Annotated in this window: 13 protein-coding genes and 2 pseudogenes; 4 read left to right on the forward strand and 11 right to left on the reverse strand. The window is 72.1% G+C overall.

Annotation, left to right across the window (positions count from 1 at the left end; translation table 11 throughout):
- Window positions 1-148: 148 nt before the first annotated feature.
- From ACWCXH_RS12275 to ACWCXH_RS12300, 6 genes are all read right to left on the reverse strand, one after another.
- On the reverse strand, window positions 149-1528 hold the full coding sequence (locus ACWCXH_RS12275) for a Ni/Fe hydrogenase subunit alpha (RefSeq protein ID WP_449801330.1): 1380 nt from the start codon (window positions 1526-1528) through the stop codon (window positions 149-151).
- Window positions 1525-2307, reverse strand: a complete 783-nt coding sequence (locus tag ACWCXH_RS12280; protein WP_449801331.1) for an NADH-quinone oxidoreductase subunit B family protein — start codon at window positions 2305-2307, stop codon at window positions 1525-1527. Before ACWCXH_RS12280 ends, ACWCXH_RS12275 begins: the two co-directional genes overlap by 4 nt.
- A gap of 1 nt (window position 2308) precedes the next feature.
- Window positions 2309-3103, reverse strand: coding sequence for an FAD/NAD(P)-binding protein (locus ACWCXH_RS12285; protein WP_449801332.1), 795 nt, complete (start codon window positions 3101-3103; stop codon window positions 2309-2311).
- A complete protein-coding gene (locus tag ACWCXH_RS12290) occupies window positions 3100-3546 on the reverse strand; it encodes a Crp/Fnr family transcriptional regulator (protein ID WP_449801333.1) in 447 nt (148 codons plus the stop codon). The genes ACWCXH_RS12285 and ACWCXH_RS12290 overlap by 4 nt, the downstream gene beginning before the upstream one ends.
- The gene (locus tag ACWCXH_RS12295; protein WP_449801334.1) at window positions 3543-4859 is read right to left on the reverse strand and encodes a 4Fe-4S dicluster domain-containing protein; all 1317 of its coding nucleotides are present in this window, start codon (window positions 4857-4859) and stop codon (window positions 3543-3545) included. The genes ACWCXH_RS12290 and ACWCXH_RS12295 overlap by 4 nt, the downstream gene beginning before the upstream one ends.
- A gap of 354 nt (window positions 4860-5213) precedes the next feature.
- On the reverse strand, window positions 5214-6581 hold the full coding sequence (locus ACWCXH_RS12300; RefSeq protein WP_449801335.1) for an MFS transporter: 1368 nt from the start codon (window positions 6579-6581) through the stop codon (window positions 5214-5216).
- A gap of 177 nt (window positions 6582-6758) precedes the next feature.
- Between ACWCXH_RS12300 and ACWCXH_RS12305 the strand changes: the two genes are divergently transcribed.
- Entirely contained in the window at window positions 6759-7172 is a 414-nt protein-coding gene (locus tag ACWCXH_RS12305; RefSeq protein ID WP_449801336.1) for a nuclear transport factor 2 family protein, read from the forward strand.
- A gap of 127 nt (window positions 7173-7299) precedes the next feature.
- Here the strand turns inward: ACWCXH_RS12305 and ACWCXH_RS12310 are convergent, their stop codons facing one another.
- Window positions 7300-9114: an alkaline phosphatase family protein gene (locus ACWCXH_RS12310; RefSeq protein WP_449801337.1), complete on the reverse strand. Its 1815-nt coding sequence runs from the start codon at window positions 9112-9114 to the stop codon at window positions 7300-7302.
- Window positions 9115-9311: 197 nt separating this feature from the next.
- Here ACWCXH_RS12310 and ACWCXH_RS12315 point away from each other — a divergent pair, with 197 nt between their 5' ends.
- A complete protein-coding gene (locus ACWCXH_RS12315; protein ID WP_449801338.1) occupies window positions 9312-9956 on the forward strand; it encodes a class I SAM-dependent methyltransferase in 645 nt (214 codons plus the stop codon).
- A gap of 21 nt (window positions 9957-9977) precedes the next feature.
- Here ACWCXH_RS12315 and ACWCXH_RS12320 read toward each other — a convergent pair whose 3' ends face one another.
- The 3 genes from ACWCXH_RS12320 to ACWCXH_RS12330 all read right to left on the reverse strand — a co-directional run bounded on the left by ACWCXH_RS12320 (window position 9978) and on the right by ACWCXH_RS12330 (window position 13073).
- A complete protein-coding gene (locus ACWCXH_RS12320; protein WP_449801339.1) occupies window positions 9978-10979 on the reverse strand; it encodes a serine/threonine-protein kinase in 1002 nt (333 codons plus the stop codon).
- Between the two features lie 126 nt (window positions 10980-11105).
- Window positions 11106-12305, reverse strand: a complete 1200-nt coding sequence (locus ACWCXH_RS12325; RefSeq protein ID WP_449801340.1) for a CapA family protein — start codon at window positions 12303-12305, stop codon at window positions 11106-11108.
- 126 nt (window positions 12306-12431) lie between these two features.
- Window positions 12432-13073, reverse strand: coding sequence for a hypothetical protein (locus tag ACWCXH_RS12330; protein WP_449801341.1), 642 nt, complete (start codon window positions 13071-13073; stop codon window positions 12432-12434).
- Window positions 13074-13579: 506 nt separating this feature from the next.
- Here ACWCXH_RS12330 and ACWCXH_RS12335 point away from each other — a divergent pair.
- Window positions 13580-14576, forward strand: a pseudogene (locus tag ACWCXH_RS12335) (sensor histidine kinase); the annotation flags it as partial.
- A 4-nt stretch (window positions 14577-14580) separates the two neighbouring features.
- The gene (locus ACWCXH_RS12340) at window positions 14581-15240 is read left to right on the forward strand and encodes a response regulator (protein ID WP_449801342.1); all 660 of its coding nucleotides are present in this window, start codon (window positions 14581-14583) and stop codon (window positions 15238-15240) included.
- A 142-nt stretch (window positions 15241-15382) separates the two neighbouring features.
- Here ACWCXH_RS12340 and ACWCXH_RS12345 read toward each other — a convergent pair.
- A pseudogene (locus tag ACWCXH_RS12345) lies at window positions 15383-15466 on the reverse strand (transposase); the annotation flags it as partial.

Below are 15466 nucleotides of genomic sequence, written 5' to 3' on the forward strand. Positions count from 1 at the left end.
ACCGCGGACACCGCGACGCACGGACTCCGCGAGCGGCCGGGGCCAGTCGATGAGCGATTCCCGCCTCCCGTAGGAGTTTCCCGCCTCCCGTAGGAGTGTTGTGAGCTTGATGGACGTGAACTGGACTGGTAGCCGTGCTCGCTGTACGTCACGGGCCGTTCCCGGTGCGCTCGACAGTGAGGTCGAGGAAGTGGGCCGAGCATGAGATGCAGGGGTCGTGGTTGCGGATCGCCCGTTCGCACAGGGCGGTCAGCTCGGCATCGGTGGGTTCGTCGTCCACTAGGCGTTCCCGCACGAGGCGGCGCAGGTCCTCCTCGATCGCGCCCTGGTTCTGCGCGGTCGGCGGGACCAGGGCGGCGTCGGTGACGGTCCCGTCGGCGTCGAGGGCATAGCGGTGGTACAGCAGGCCCCGCGGCGCCTCGGTCGCGCCGTGGCCGGTCCCGGCTCGCGCGGGCACGTCCAGGTACGGACGCGGTGCGGGTTCGTAGGCGTCGATGATCCGCAGCGCCTCGTCGACCGCGTAGAGGACCTCGACCGCTCGGACGACGATGCTGCGGAACGGGTTGCGGCAGACGGTGCCCTGCCGGGGGTCACCGAGTCCGGCGTCCTGAGCGGCCTGCAGGGCGATCGGTGAGAGCCAGCGCCCGCTGATGGCGTAGCGGGCGAGTGAGCCGGTCAGGTGACGGCGCCCGTCCAGCAGGGAGTGCAGGGCGGTGGAGTGCGGCACCTGGCTCTCGACGACGTGGCCGCCGAACGCGTGCACCCCGAAAGTGCGGGTGGGCAGGGCGCGGTCGGATCCGGGGGGAAGGCCGGCGGTGGTCGGCGCGGGCATGACGGTCGGGGTGCCGGACTCGACGGCGTAGGTGCCGGGCTCGGCCAGAGCGAGCAGGTCGTTGTCGCAGCCGGCGTCGGGGAACTCGAAGCCCGCCACCCAGCGCACCGTCTCCTGCGCGTCGTCGCGGGCCCGGCGCAACCGCTCGGCCAACGGGCGAAGTTCGGTCGTGGTGGGGAGGCGGTGGAAGCCGCCGAGGCGGACGTTGATCGGGTGGATCGCCCGACCGCCGAGCAGCTCCATGATCGCGTTGCCGGCCTGCTTGAGTCTGAGGCCGCGTTCGACGTCGGCGCGCCTGGTGCGGGCCAGATCGATCGCGCTGTCGCAGCCGAGGAAGTCGGGCGCGTGCAGGAGGTGGATGTGCAGCGTCTGGCTCTCGATCCACTCGCCGCAGTACAACAGCCTCCGCAGGGCCGCCAGTTGCCCGTCCACGACGACGCCACAGGCGTCCTCTACGGCTCGGCAGGCGCTCAGCTGGTAGGCGACCGGGCAGATCCCGCAGACGCGGGAGGTGATGTCGGGCGGCTCGGTGTAGGAGCGTCCGCGCAGGAACGCCTCGAAGAAGCGCGGAGGTTCGTAGATCGCCAGCCTCGCCTCGGCAACCTCGCCGCTGTCCATGCGCAGGTACAGCGCGGTCTCGCCCTCGACACGGGCGAGCGATCCGACGTGCAGCACTCTTGAGCCGCGGTGGGTCACTGTCCGAGTTCCTTCCGGGAGACCGCGTCGAACTCGGGGGCCGCGGTGTTGAAGGTGCGCAGCACCCGCACGATGTCGAGGGTGTCCATCCCGTCACGGCGCAGCAGGGGGATGAAGGAGGGGAAGTTGGTCGAGTTGGACGGACCGAAGCACCCGTAGCAGCCGCGCCCGTACGCGGGACAGAGCGCGCCGCACCCGGCGTGGGTGACCGGGCCGAGGCAGGGCGTGCCGTGGGCCACCGTGACGCAGACCGTGCCGCGCTGCTTGCACTCGAAACAGACGCTGTGCTGCGGCACGTCCGGCTTGCGCCCCGAGAGATGGGCGGTGATGACCTCGACCAACTGACCGCGGTCGATCGGGCAGCCACGCAGTTCGAAGTCGACGGTGACATGGGCGCTGATCGGCGTGGAGGTGGCGAGCGTCTCGATGTAGTGCGGCCGAGCGTAGACGACGGCCTGGAACTCGGCGACGTCCGCGTAGTTGCGCAGCGCCTGGACGCCGCCGGCGGTCGCGCAGGCGCCGATGGTCACCAGCCGCCGGGAGACGGCGCGGACGTGCTGGATCCGGTCGACGTCCTGTGGCGTGGTCACCGATCCCTCCACCAGCGACAGATCGAACGGGCCGGGATCGGTCGCGCTGGACGCCTCCAGGAAGTGCGAGATCTCCACCTTCTCGGCGATTCCGAGGAGTTCGTCCTCGCAGTCGAGCAGGGTGAGCTGGCAGCCGTCGCAGGAGGCGAACTTCCACACGGCGAGCTTGGGACGGTCGCTGGCGGTCATGTCACAGTTCCCTGACCATGAGGAGGGGGCGGGCCCGGGTCCAGCTGACGACCGGGCCGTCGCGGCAGAGCAGCAGTGGGCCTAGCTGGCAGTGCCCGCAGTGGCCGGTCGCGCAGTGCATGTTGCGTTCCAGCGAGACCCGGATCCGCTCCGGGTCGACGCCTCGGTGCTCCAACTCGCCCGCGGTGGCCCGGATCATCGGCTCAGGACCGCAGATGAACGCGGCCGCCGTCGGCGGATCGAAAGCGGCCCGGTCGAGCAGGGTCGTCACGACGCCGACCTCGCCCTGCCAGCGCGCGTCGGGCCGGTCCACGGTGGTGAGCGACCCCTGCCAGCCGCGGACCTCCTCGGTATAGAGCAGCTCGCGGGGCTCGCGTGCGCCGATCAGGACGCTCAACCGCCCGTACCGCTCGGCGGAGGCGAGCGCGTCGCGTACGAGCGGGCGCAGCGGCGCCAGACCGATGCCGCCGGCCACCACCAGCAGGTCGAGCCCGGCTGCGGCGGGCAGCTCCCAGCCGGTGCCGAACGGGCCGCGCACTCCGACGGTCTCACCGGGCCTGAGCGCGTGCAGCGCGCTGGAGATCGCGCCGACCGCGCGGACGGTGTGGGTCAGCCGGTTTCCGTCGATCGCGCAGACTGACAGTGGGATGTCGCCGACGCCGAAGGCGTACACCATCGCGAACTGCCCTGGCGCGAATGGCTGCAGGGCCGAACGGGCCGGTTCGAGGACGATCGTGGTGGTGTCGGGCGACTCGGCCGCGCGTTCCACCACCCGGTACGGCACGGGAACGGTCATTCGGATGGCCCGTAGAGGTCGAGTAGGCGGGTGCGGGTGGACTTCAGCCGCCGGGCGATCACCTGTGCGACACAGTTGGTCACCGCCAGGCCGAAGGCGGGATCCTCCTCGCACGCGGCGCGCACACGCTCCGCGTCGAACTCGGATGCCAGCACGGCGGCGCGGGTCTGTGCGCCGAGGTGCCAGCGGTACGGCTCGAACAGCCAGGACCAGCCGAGCAGTTCGCCCTCACCGAGGGTCTCCACGACGGCCGCGCGCCGGCCCGGGACGTGGACGTCGAGCGCGACGAGCCCGGAGCGAATGATCCAGAACCGGTCGGCGACGCCGTCCTCCTCGAAGATGCGAGTGCCTGCGGGGAATGAGACGTCGTGGGCGAACCCGGCCAACCGGTCACGGTGAGCAGGCGAGAGAGCGCCGAGAAACCCGTGGCGCACGACGGTCATCGCGGGCCTTCCCGATCGGCGTCGCCCCGTTCGCGGTTCAGCGCGTGGGCCTCCTCGGTGATGTCGATACCGACCGGGCACCAGACGATGCAGCGCCCGCAGCCGACGCACCCGGAGCTGCCGAACTGGTCGAACCAGGTGCCGAGCTTGTGGGTGGCCCACTGCCGGTAGCGGCTGCGCGAGGTGTCACGGACCGGACCCGCCTGGAGGTGCGAGAAGTCCCGGTCGAAGCAGGACTCCCAGCGCCGCCACCGCTCGGCGTGATCACCCGTCAGGTCGGTGACGTCCTCGACTGTGGTGCAGAAGCAGGTCGGACACACCATCGTGCAGTTGCCGCAGGTCAGGCAGCGTGCCGCCACGTCGTCCCACCGCTCGGCCGTGAGGGTCTCGCGCATCAGGACCTGCAGGTCCACCAGCGGCATGGTGCGGCCCATCCGGTCAGCCGCCTCGGCGACCCGCTCGCGCGCGGCGGTTCGGGTGGCGGCGTCGGTGGTGCGGCGCGGCAGCTCCGCCAGGACCGACTCCCCCTGCTCGCTCCCGGCCCGTACCAGGAATCGGTGACCTTCGCCGTCGAGCACCTCGGTCAGCGCCAGGTCGTAGCCGGGCCCCACGGCCGGCCCGGTCCCCATGGACACGCAGAAGCAGGTGGCGCCCGGTTCGGTGCACTCCACCGCCACCAGGAAGGCCCGCTCGCGCCGGCCACGGTAGGCCGGATCGGTGTACCTCCCGCCGGTCAGCACCCGGTCCTGGACCGCAATGGCCCGCAGGTCGCAGGGACGCACACCGAGGAACGCGTACGACGGCTGCGGTGCCCGGTCCTGCGTCACCGTCAACTGACCGTCGGCTCCTCGGTCAGCCGTCCACTGCCGCTCGCGCGGAGGATGCAGGAAGGTCTTCCAGGACTGCGGGCCCGCACTGTGCGCGAACGCGGCGCCGTCCTCGCGCGCCCGCACCCGGTACTGGCCTGCCTCAAGCTCGACGCCCCAGCCGTACGGGAGTTCGTCGCCGCCGGAGATCTCGGCGAGGACGATCGCACCGTCGCGGACCGTCGGTCCCACGACCGTGCGGCCTCGGCCGGCGAGAACCGCGATCAGCGCGTCCAGCCCGTTCTTGTCGATGACCGCCGAGCCGTCCGCCACCGTCCACCTCCCACGCCGATGCTGCTGCCCCGGCCAGTATCGGCGCCGGCGTGCCATCGGGCCCGGGACGGCGGCGCCGATGTGCTCCAGGTGGCCGCGCCATTGCCCCGCACGGACCACGCCGGACCACGCCTGCGACTGGCGGGCACCACTGACGGGGAGGGCAAAGCGCATGAACCTCACCGCGCGGACCGTCGTCATCGGTGTCGGCAACGAGTACCGCCATGACGACGGGGTGGGCTGGGCCGTGGTGGCCCGGCTGACGGAGCGCGCCGAGCAGCGGCCGCTTCCCATCGGGACCGTCCTACGGCTGTGCGACGTGCCGACGCGGCCGCACAACCGGTGCTCGGCATCCGACGGCTCACCGAGCCACACTCCGTGCTGCCGATCGGCTCCGAGGGCGCGTCCCTGGTCGGCCACCTGCACTGCCCGTTCACCCTCGTCCCCGAGCCGCCCGAAGGCTTCTCCGGATCGTCCGACGAAGGTCCACTGTCACATCGCGGCGCACGAGGACAACGGCATGATGAGCTACGTCGAAGTCGTCCGCCGAACCTCGCGGCGACCGGCCCCCTGGCGCGGCTCGGGCGCCACCTGCCCGGGCAGCACCGGCTCGACCTCCACCGGCCGCGCCAGGGCGGCCAACCGCCGCCGGGCCGCCCGCCGTTGGAGCGCGCCCAGGGCCGTCACCGCCGCGCCGAGACCGATCCAGCCGACCGGGCCGGCCGTCATCACCACGCCGGTCAGCAGCAGCGGACCGGCCGACTTCTGCACCGACTGGGACATCCCGGCCACGCCCAGGTAGGACGCCCGCGCCCGCGGCGGGGCCAGGCTCACCGCCAGCTCCCAGGAGCTGACCGAGCGCAGGAGCTCGGCGAACGTCACCAGCGCCCCGGCCGCGAGCAGCGCCGCCGACGCCGCCCACGCCCCGCACCCGGTCGAGGCCGCCAGCAGCACGCAGCTCGCGAGCAGCGTCACCCCGTACCAGGCCAGGGACCTGATCGCGCCGCCCGGGCCCTGCGCCCAGGCGGAGACGCGCAGTTGGAGCACCACGACCAGCACGGTGTTGAGCGCCAGGAAGGCCGGGACGAGGGCGTGCGGCGCGTCGGTGTGGTGCACGAGCCAGAGCGGGAGGCCGACGTTGAGCACCGAGTCGTCGAGGTTCAGCGGCATGTCGAGGAGGACGAAGAGCAGGTATCCGCGGTCCCGCCAGGGGCTGGGGGCGGCACCGTCGTCGCCGACCGGCTTCGCTTCGCTCTGCGCCGTGCTCCGCGTCACCACGAGCCCGTGCCCGGCAGGTTCCCGCGTCCGCCGGACCAGGACCGCGGCCAGGACGAACGAGAGCGCGTTGGCCAGGATCAGCGCCCGGTAGGCGCTCGTCGTGCCGACCGCGAGCCCGGCCGCCGCGATCCCGGCGCCCAGCGCGTAGCCCGCGTTGGCCACGCTGCGGAACAGCGCCTGGTAGGCGCCGCGGCGCTCGCCCGCGACCCGCGTCGCGAAGAGCATCTCCAGCGTCTTGGCGCCCCGCTCGCCGAGGCAGGTGAGCGCGACGAGGAGCAGCATCAGGGCGTACTGGTCGACCACCAGCAGCAGCGCCATGGTTCCGAGGCGCAGCAGGTGGCACGCGGTCAGGAGTCCTCGGACGGTGAAGCGCTCGGCCGCCCGCCCGGCGAGCGGGGAGCCGGCGATCCCGGCGACGGCCGCGACGCCCAGCAGGAGGCCGAGCCGCCCGGCGTCGAGTCCGCGGACGAAGGTGAAGTACAGCACCGAGGCCGCCGCCCAGACGCCCGTCCCGGTCCGGTCGACGAACTGGGCGAGCAGCATCGTGCGCGCGTCCCGTCCGCCCGGCGGTCGTCGCAGCTGTGCCGTCAGTCCGTTCCCGTTCCCGTTCCACCGCATGGTGAGGCCCCCGTTTCGCCCCCGGAGTTCACCCCCGGAATCAATCTCGACATCAAGATACTTCACATCAAGAGTTCTGGCGAGATCCGACGACCGGCCGACCTGACGTCATCTCACTTCGTCCGTGGGCGTCACTGTGATTGTGTGGCCCCCACGCCCGAGTCCAGGGAGACCGTCATGTCCCGAACCCCGCAGCAGATCTTCGAGAGCTACGTCCACGCCGGCGCCCTGACCCGCGATGCCGACGCCCTCGCCGAGACCTTCACCGAGGACGGCGTCTTCGAGGCGCCGCTGGTGCCCGCCGACGCGGCCTTCCCCAGGCGCCTGGTCGGCCGCGAGCAGATCCGCAGCGCGATGGCCGCGTACTACGAGCGGAGCGCGAAGCCCGACCGCGTGCCGAACCTCGCGAAGTCGGTCTACGTGCTGCACACCACCGCCGACCCGGACGTGTTCATCGCCGAGATCGACACGGTCTTCGACGGGGACGGCTCTGGGGCGGACACGACCGTCTCCCTGGTCCAGATCTTCCGCATCCGCGACGGCCGGATCGCGCGCCTGCGCGACTACTTCGCACCGGATCTGACCGGCTGAACTCGTCCTGGTGCTCACCCTGCCGATCGGCGCCTTGGCTCCGACCGCCTGGATTTCCTTCCGCCACGACCGGCGCCCCGGACGCCGGTCGGGCGTCCGGGGCGCGGTCCGCGCTGTGCTGCCGGCGTCAGCCGACGGTCACGCGGAACGGCCCGGCGAGTGCCGCGTAGCCGTCGTTGGCGAGGTAGTACGCGTCGTAGGTGCCCGCGCCGTTCAACTTGCCCGTGGAGAAGGTGACCGCGCCGCTCTGGTTCGGCGTGTAGGCCCAGGTCAGGGAGGAGCGGGAGCCCGGGGTCACGCCGGCCGGGTAGATGCCGACCCAGTTCTTGGCGGCGGCCTGGGCGGCGTCCGGCAGCGCGTAGCGGAGGGTGACGTTGCCGCCGTCGGCGACCTCGTTCAGGTCGCCGGTCAGGGTCGGTCCGGTGGCCGGGGCCGGGGCGAAAGCGGCGCCCAGTGGAGTCGCGTAGGTGTCGTTGGCCGTGAGCCCCGGCAAGCCGAGGGCGGCCTCGATGGTGCGGCCGATGCTGTAGTGGTCGTAGTGCAGCGGGCTGCTGGTCCCGGCGGGGACGGTGCCCTGAGAGCCGACGGCGATGGTGGCGAGGTGGTTGTAGGCCTCACCCGAGCTCTCGTCCCAGGTGAGGAGCAGCAGCGAGCGCTGCTGGGTCCACGCGGGCGAGGACAGGACCGGGGCGAGGGTCTGCTTCAGCCAGCCGTCCTGCACCTGGAGGCTGGTGGCGTTGCCGTTGCCGGAGGCCTCGCCGTCGTAGTAGTCGTCGGCGGCGATCCAGGAGAAGTTCGGGGTGGTGGCGGCCGACTGGAGGTCGGTGGTCAGCTGCGTGGTGTCGAACAGGTGGGCCGCGCAGCGGGCCGGGTTGCCGCTGATGTCGGTGTAGTTGATGAACGGCGCGTCGTCCGGCTCGTACTTGGCGTCGTACTGGGTGGTGGTGTTGCAGGGCGTGCCCATGCCCTGCTCGTAGGCCTTCCAGGTCTTGCCGGCGTCCTCGATGGTGTCGCCGAGGTTGCGCTGGGGGGAGTTGATGTTGGGCCAGTAGGTGGCGCCCTTGGTGTAGGTGTCGCCGCCGGCGACGGCGAGGTAGTTCTCGTCGCTCGGGTGGTAGACGCCGTGGGCGTCGGTGAGGGTGGCGCCCTGGGCCATGAGGCCGTGGATGAACGGGGTGTCCGCCGGGTCGTTCATGATCTGGGCGTAGTCGGTGTTCTCCATCATGACGGTGAACACGTGGTCGTAGCCCGGCACGGCGGAGGCGGGCGGGGCGAGCGGGGCGGGTGCGTTGACGGGGCTGTCGAGGGTGAGCGAGAGGTTGTCCAGGTAGCCGGTCTCGTTCGAGGTGGACAGGAACTGCACCTCGACCTGGATCGACCGCGCGCCGGCCGGGACGGATCCGGTGGCGCTGCGGGAGAGGAACTTGGTGCCGAGGCCGCGGTCGGTGGCGGAGACGGTGGGCAGCTTGGCGGTCGTGCCGACGGGGTTCCCGTGCGCGTCCTTGAAGTGCAGGCTGACGGCGACGTAGCCGCCGTACGTGGTCCAGCCGCCCAGCCAGCCCGCGAGGTTGTAGTGCACCCCGCCGCCGTCGACGGCCGTGGCGGCGGAGGAGACGTCGACGGTCTGCGTCATCGCGCCGTCCCCGAAGTTGCCCGGCCCGAAGAAGGCCTTGCCGGGCGTCGCGCCGTCGTTCGGCAGGCCGAAGGAGCCGGCGGTGTGGCACATGACGTCGATGCCGCCGGCCTCGACCGTCCAGCCGGGGACGGTGGTGGCGGCGCTCCAGTCGTTGGTGCAGTAGCCGCCGGCCTCCGCGTCTCCGTTGACGATCAGGTTGCCGCTACCCGCCGCCGCGTGGGCGGCGGCGGGGGCGACGACGGCCGTCGCGCCGAGGAGGGGGAGGGCGGCGAGCAGCCCGCCGAGCGAGCTCCAGCGCAGTCTCATCAGGGGTACCTCGTCCCGTTGGTGAGGGTGGTCGCCATGGCTGAGCGCCATGAGCGGGACATAGGTATCGGTCGGCGCTGTCCAGCGGAAGAACGCCGGTCGAACTTGGTCAGACAACTTTGGTGAGACGACAGCGAGCACCGGTTTGGCGAGCAACGGTCTTGGCGGGGTCGGTGCCGGGTGGCAGGATCGTCGGCATGTCGAGCCTTGATCACCAGATCAACTACTGGGACACAACCGGCACGGAGAAGACCTTCACCCACCCGGTGGAGCTCACCTGGCTGAGCCGCCTCGGCCCGGACGCGCGCATCCTCGACTACGGGTGCGGCTACGGACGGCTGGCGGGCCTGCTGCTCCAGGAGGGCTTCCGCGACGTCGAGGGCGTCGACTTCTCCCCCAAGCTCGTCGACCGCGCCCGCGAGCAGCACCCCGGCGCCCGGTTCACCGTCCTCACCGAGCCGCCGGCACTCGGCCGCCCCGACGGGAGCGTCGACGCGGCGCTGCTGATCGCGGTCCTCACCTGCATCCCCACGGACGACGGCCAGCGCGGGCTGATCGACGAACTGCGCCGGGTCCTGCGTCCGGGCGGACTGCTCTACCTCAGCGACATGTGCCTGCAGGAGGACGAGCGGAACCGCTCCCGCTACGCGCGGTTCGCCGCGCAGTACGGCACCTACGGCGTGTTCGAGACCAGCGACGGCGCGGTCTGCCGCCACCACCGGCCGGAGTGGCTACGCGAGTTGCTCGCCGGGTTCGACGTCGTCGCCGAACGCGAGGTCGTGGCACGGACGATGAGCGGCAACCCGGCGCGGATCACCCAGCTGCTGGCGGCCAGGGCCTGACCGACCGGCGCGACGTACGGCTCAGAAAGCCTGGTCAGCGGCCGGTGCGGCGGGCGCGGCGTTCGGCGCAGCGGTGGTGCCGGGCGCGGGGCCGGTCCCCGCGACCGCGGTCAGCGTCCGGCGCCGCAGACCGTTCCACAACCTGCGCCTGGCGACCGGCCGTTGGCCGCCCGGGGCCGACGGCACGTCCTCCCCGGCCACCGCGAGCGCGTCCCGGACCGCCTCGGCCATCGCCGCCGCGTCGGGCCAGCGCTCGCCGGGCTCCTTGGCCATCGCCCGTTCGACGAGCGCCCGCACCGGCTCGGGTATCCCGTCCGGAAGCGGCGGTGCGGGCTCCGTCAGGTGCTTGAGGATCACCTCCATCGCGCTCTCCCCGTCGAAGGGCAGCCGCCCGGTCACGCACTCGTAGAGGACCACACCGAGCGCGTAGAGGTCCGCCGAGCCGGTGATCCGCCCGGTGGAAGCCTGCTCCGGCGCCTGGTACGCGGCGGTGCCGAGCACCATCCCGGGAACGGTCAGCCGGGCGTCGCTGCCGGGGCGGGCGACGCCGAAGTCCGCGATCACCGTCCGGTCGCCGCGGACCATCAGATTGGCCGGCTTGATGTCCCGGTGGACCACCCCGGACTCGTGCGCGACCGCCAGGGCCTCCAGCGCCTGGAGCGCCGTCCGGAGCGCCTCCGCGACCGGCAGACTGCCGCGGCGCTCCAGCACGGCGCTCAGCGGCTCCCCGTCGATCAGCTCCATGACCAGGTACGCGACCGGGCGGCGGCCGCTCTCCGGAGCCTCGCCGTGCCCGAAGTCGTGGACGCCGACGATGCCCGGGTGCCGCAGCTGCGCCAGGACGCGGGCCTCGGCGTGGAAGCGCTCGGCGAACCCGGGCTCGTCCAGCAGGACGGGCTTCACGACCTTGACCGCCACGCGGCGGCCCAGGACCTCGTCCTCGGCGGCCCACACGTCGCCCCGCGACCCACCGCCCAGCCAGTCCACCAGCCGGTAGCGGTCGGCGAGCACGGTGCCACGCATGGTTCTCCCTGAGTCGATTCCGTGGGCGTGCCGTCGTCCCGGGCGCCCCCGGAGATCATGGGCCCACTCGATAACGACTGACTTGTCGTCGAATGAACGGCGCCCGTTTCCGGCCTCCGCACCCCCTCAGGGAGCCATCGTCAGCCCCGCCGAGCCGGCGCCGCGGCTGAGCACGACGGACCGGATGTGGTCCAGGGCCTTGGCGTAGTCCACCCGGCCGGGGTTGCGGCGGACGGCCTCACCCAGGTCGAGGACGCGGTAGGGCGGGCCGAGGTCGGTGACCTGCGGGACGAACTCGGCCTTGGTGACGGCCCACCGCTGCCCGGGCGCGCTCGGCGGCGAGAACGTGAAGCGCGCGATCGAGGACCAGTTGCCTCGCGGGTCCTCGGCGCCCGTGTAGTTGAACATGTGGCCGGCGAGCTGGTCGCCCATGCCGTAGACCGTCCAGGTGTCGTTGATCTTCTCGTACGCCTGCGGGATGTGGGCGTGCGTACCGAGGACCAGGTCGACCACCGGCCGGCCCGGCTCCGGCTCGGCGGCGAGGTCGCGGGCCAGCGTGAGCTGCTGCTCGTTCGGCGCGTCCTGCCACTCGGTGCCCCAGTGGAGGCTGACCACGACGATGTCCGCGCCCTGCGCCCGGGCCGCCCGCGCGTCGGCGAGGATCCGGTCCCGGTCGATGAGGTTGACGGCCCAGGGCTGCCCCAGCGGCAGCGCGATGCCGTTGGTGCCGTACGTGTAGGCGAGTTGGGCCACCGTGGCGCCGCCCGCCCTGAGCAGCGCAGGCCTGCCCGCCTCCTCCTCGCCGCGCGCGGAGCCCGTGTGCTTCAGGCCGACGGCGTCCATGGCGTCGAGCGTGCGCCGGATGCCGGCCGGCCCGTCGTCGAGCGTGTGGTTGGAGGCGGTGTCGCACGACGCGTAGCCGGCGTCCTTGAGCGCCCGGGCGACCTGCGGAGGAGACTTGAACGACGGATATCCGGTGAAGGGCCCGCCGTCGGCGCCGTACACCGTCTCCATGTGGCAGATGGCCAGGTCGGCGGCGCCGATGACGGGTTTGACGCCGGCGAGCATCCTGGTGAAGTCGTACCCGTCGCCCGCGGCGTCCTCCTTGGCCTGCTGGATGATCTCGGTGTGCGGGAGCACGTCCCCCGTCGCGACCAACGTGAACGCGCGCGGCCCGGAAGGAGTCGGCGCGACCGTCGGGCCGCCCTCCCCCGACGCCGAGGGCACCGCCTCCCGCACCGGAGGCGGCCCCGCACACCCCGCGAGGGCGAGCAACAGGGCGGCGGCAGCGGCCGTACGGATGCCTGGGCGCGGTGATCGCATCATCGTTTCGTCCCACAGTCGGTGGATATGACTTGCCTTCCGACTATGCGAGCGACCCCTTGCCCGCCCCGCCCAACCACGCCCCCGGAACCACCCGAGCTCACCCGACGGGGCCAGCCGTCCGGCTGCTCACATGCGGTCGAGGGCGGCGACCGCGTCGCCGCCGCTCGGCAGCGGCTCCCCCGGGCGCGGGAGGTCGATGGCGTCGAACGCCCGGTTCGCCCGGTGGACGGCCTCGGCGTAGGCATCGGCGTCATCGGCCGGGTGCAGGAACCGCGACCCACCCGGGTCCAGCCGCAGCACGGCAAGGGTGTACCTGTCCTCCGGGCCCTCCCAGCAGTGGTTGCGGACCACCGCCACCCCGCCCACGCCGTCCACGTGGTCGGCGGCCCCCCGGAGCGTGGCGAGGACCCAGAGCGGGTTGCGGAAGCACTCGCCCGCCACCGTCAGGTTCACGGCGGTGGCGACACCCGCCTCCTCGTCGTACCCGAAGCGCGCGAGGGCCGGCAGCGCGGCCAGCCCCAGGACGGCGCGCAGCTGGCTGCGATAGTCCCCCACGGAGAGCCAGCGGTCGACGGACTCGAAGTCCATTTCCCCGGGCTCCCCGTGCAGGGAGAACGGCAGGCCGTCCTGCCGCCCTGTCCCGTCCACGCGCCCGCGCATCTCCCCCCAGTCCGCCCAGCCGGACGCGGGCCGCGCGGGCGCGTCGAGGTAGCGCTTCAGCGCCACCGGCGAGATCCGGAACTGCGCCATCACCGAGTAGTCGGACATCGGGAATTCGTCACCTCACGCGGCACCGACGGGAACAGGAGCATCCTGGCAGCCCCGACCGACAGGATGCCCGCGCCCAACGGTGTCCGGCGGCCGACGGTCGAGCACCTCGGGCCCACCGAGCCGCCGCCCACCGCCCGGCGGCCGCCGAGACCGCGGACAAGGCCCTGCGCTCGCACAGCTACGGCGAGGTGACAAGTAGCTCAGAGTGACGACCTGTCCGCTCTGTAATCACCTTCCGGAACCCGGGGCGGTGCGGTCGGATCATCAGTGCGGTGTGCGGGCTCCCGGTCCAACAAGTGGTCGTAGGCGGTGAGTGAGCGCAGGATCGGCCGCCTGGTCCTGTGGTTGTGTCAGATCGGTCGCCGCCTGGCAGTCCCATCCTCCGGCCGTCCACCGACTGGTGGACCCAAGGTTCAACCGGCCGGGCGTGTCGGGCGCGGCCCCCGGCCGACCAAGATCTCGGGTATGAGTCAACTCCCTGTGCGGATAGCCCGTTGGAGCGCCCGGCAAATCCCGTGGTGCGCCCCCACACCTTTCTGGGCGTGCTCGTCCTCGGCTTGGGCGCGCTGTCCCTCCTGCGCGGCGACGGCGCGGCACTGTTCATCGTCTCGCTCCCGCACTTCTGGCTCTTCGCCAGGAGCCCGCGGCACTCGATCGCCCTCAGCGGCGCCGCCGCCGCGGCCACCGTGCTCGGCATCATCCGCCATCAGAGCTGGCACGCGGAGGACTTCTCCACCGGCAACATCGTCTTCACCCTCATCGGCTACACGGCGAGCGTGCTGCTCGGACTGGGGGTGGTCCGGATCGTCGAGCAGAGCGACGAGCGAGCCCGCCGCCTGGGCTCCGAGCTGGAGAGCGCCCAGTCGCGCCTGGCCGAGGCGCACAAACTCCAGGGCGCCACGGCGGAGCGCGAGCGGCTCGCGCGGGAGATCCACGACACCCTTGCGCAGGGCTTCGCTTCCATCATCGTGCTGGCGGAGGCGGCCCGATCCAGCCTCGACACCGACCCGGGCAGGCGCACCCGGCAGCTGCTCTTCGATCGAGAACACCGCACGTGAGAACCTCGCCGAGGCGCGGATACTCGTCGGCTCCGCCCCGCAGAGTGGTCTCGCCCTCGGCTCGGTCGCCAAGACCCTGCGCCGGACCCTGGACCGGTTCGCCGAGGACACGGGGCTCACCGTCACCGCGGAGCTGCCGGACATCGAGTGCGACCAGCCGACCCGGATCGCGCTCCTGCGTTGCACCCAGGAGTCCCTGGCCAATGTGCGCAAGCACGCGGCCGCCTCCGCCGTGGAGATCGTCCTCGCGCCGTCTCCGGATGGTGTCGAACTGGAGATAACCGACGACGGCAAGGGCTTCGTGGTCGAGGACTCCCACGGCTTCGGGCTCAACGGCATGCGCAATCGCCTGGCCGAACTCGGCGGCGAACTCACCGTCATCAGCTCGCTCGGCGACGGCACCCGCGTCCTCGCCGTGATTCCCACGAACAGTCAGGTGTGACGACATGGCAGCTCGGACAGAGGCGGACGGGCTCCGCATCATCGTGGTCGACGACCACACGGTCATGCGCGCCGGGGTCGTCGCCCTGCTGGCCTCGGAGCCCACCATCGACATCGTCGGTGAGGGCGGCGACGGCCGCGCGGCCGTCGAGCTCGTCGAGCGCCTGAAGCCGGACGTGGCGCTGATCGATCTGCGGATGCCGGTCCTCGACGGGGCGAGTGCCACCGCCGAGATCGTCGCCCGCCACCCGGGGACCCGGGTACTGATCCTGACCACGTACGACACCGATGCGGAGATCGAGCGCGCGGTCGAGGCCGGCGCGATCGGCTACCTGCTCAAGGACACCACGCGTGACCAACTCGTCGACGCCATCCGATCCGCGTCCCGCGGCGAGACCGTCCTGGCCCCGAGGGTCGCGGAGCGACTGGTCGCCCGCATGAGGCAACCAGCTCCGGTGGCCCTGACCACCCGGGAGATGGATGTGCTGAGCGCGGTCGCCGACGGGCTGTCGAACGTGGAGATCGGCCGGCGGTTGGTCATCGCGGAGGCCACGGTGAAGACCCATCTGCTGCGGGTCTTCGCCAAGCTCGACGTCAGAGACCGCACGCACGCGGTGGTCGTGGCCCTTGAGCACGGACTGCTGGACCGGCGTCAGCCCGGGTGACCAGTGATCGGCCTCATGGTCGGATCACTCGCCCTACTCGCGCGGCTTCTTTCCTCATCAACGGCCGCCCCTACGGCGTGATCTGCCCCGTGGCGAACCGCGTCTCCCTCCACCGCGCCAAACTGGCCCCGCTAGTGCCGCATCAGGCAACGTTCGCCCTGGTGACGACTTCGCGTAGGCGTTCGTCCGCGGCGTGCTTGTTCCGCCAGATGATGTAGCGACGGAT

It is taken from the genome of Kitasatospora sp. NPDC001660, assembly GCF_053596725.1.

Bases quoted from the DNA above. Each gene is read 5' to 3' on its own strand.
- ACWCXH_RS12280 (WP_449801331.1), bottom strand. From the start codon at position 2,307: ATGACCGCCAGCGACCGTCCCAAGCTCGCCGTGTGGAAGTTCGCCTCC.
- ACWCXH_RS12320 (WP_449801339.1), bottom strand. From the start codon at position 10,979: ATGCGTGGCACCGTGCTCGCCGACCGCTACCGGCTGGTGGACTGGCTG.
- ACWCXH_RS12340 (WP_449801342.1), top strand. From the start codon at position 14,581: ATGGCAGCTCGGACAGAGGCGGACGGGCTCCGCATCATCGTGGTCGAC.
- ACWCXH_RS12285 (WP_449801332.1), bottom strand. From the start codon at position 3,103: ATGACCGTTCCCGTGCCGTACCGGGTGGTGGAACGCGCGGCCGAGTCG.
- ACWCXH_RS12300 (WP_449801335.1), bottom strand. From the start codon at position 6,581: ATGCGGTGGAACGGGAACGGGAACGGACTGACGGCACAGCTGCGACGA.
- ACWCXH_RS12315 (WP_449801338.1), top strand. From the start codon at position 9,312: ATGTCGAGCCTTGATCACCAGATCAACTACTGGGACACAACCGGCACG.
- ACWCXH_RS12290 (WP_449801333.1), bottom strand. From the start codon at position 3,546: ATGACCGTCGTGCGCCACGGGTTTCTCGGCGCTCTCTCGCCTGCTCAC.
- ACWCXH_RS12330 (WP_449801341.1), bottom strand. From the start codon at position 13,073: ATGTCCGACTACTCGGTGATGGCGCAGTTCCGGATCTCGCCGGTGGCG.
- ACWCXH_RS12305 (WP_449801336.1), top strand. From the start codon at position 6,759: ATGTCCCGAACCCCGCAGCAGATCTTCGAGAGCTACGTCCACGCCGGC.
- ACWCXH_RS12295 (WP_449801334.1), bottom strand. From the start codon at position 4,859: ATGCGCTTTGCCCTCCCCGTCAGTGGTGCCCGCCAGTCGCAGGCGTGG.
- ACWCXH_RS12310 (WP_449801337.1), bottom strand. From the start codon at position 9,114: ATGAGACTGCGCTGGAGCTCGCTCGGCGGGCTGCTCGCCGCCCTCCCC.
- ACWCXH_RS12325 (WP_449801340.1), bottom strand. From the start codon at position 12,305: ATGATGCGATCACCGCGCCCAGGCATCCGTACGGCCGCTGCCGCCGCC.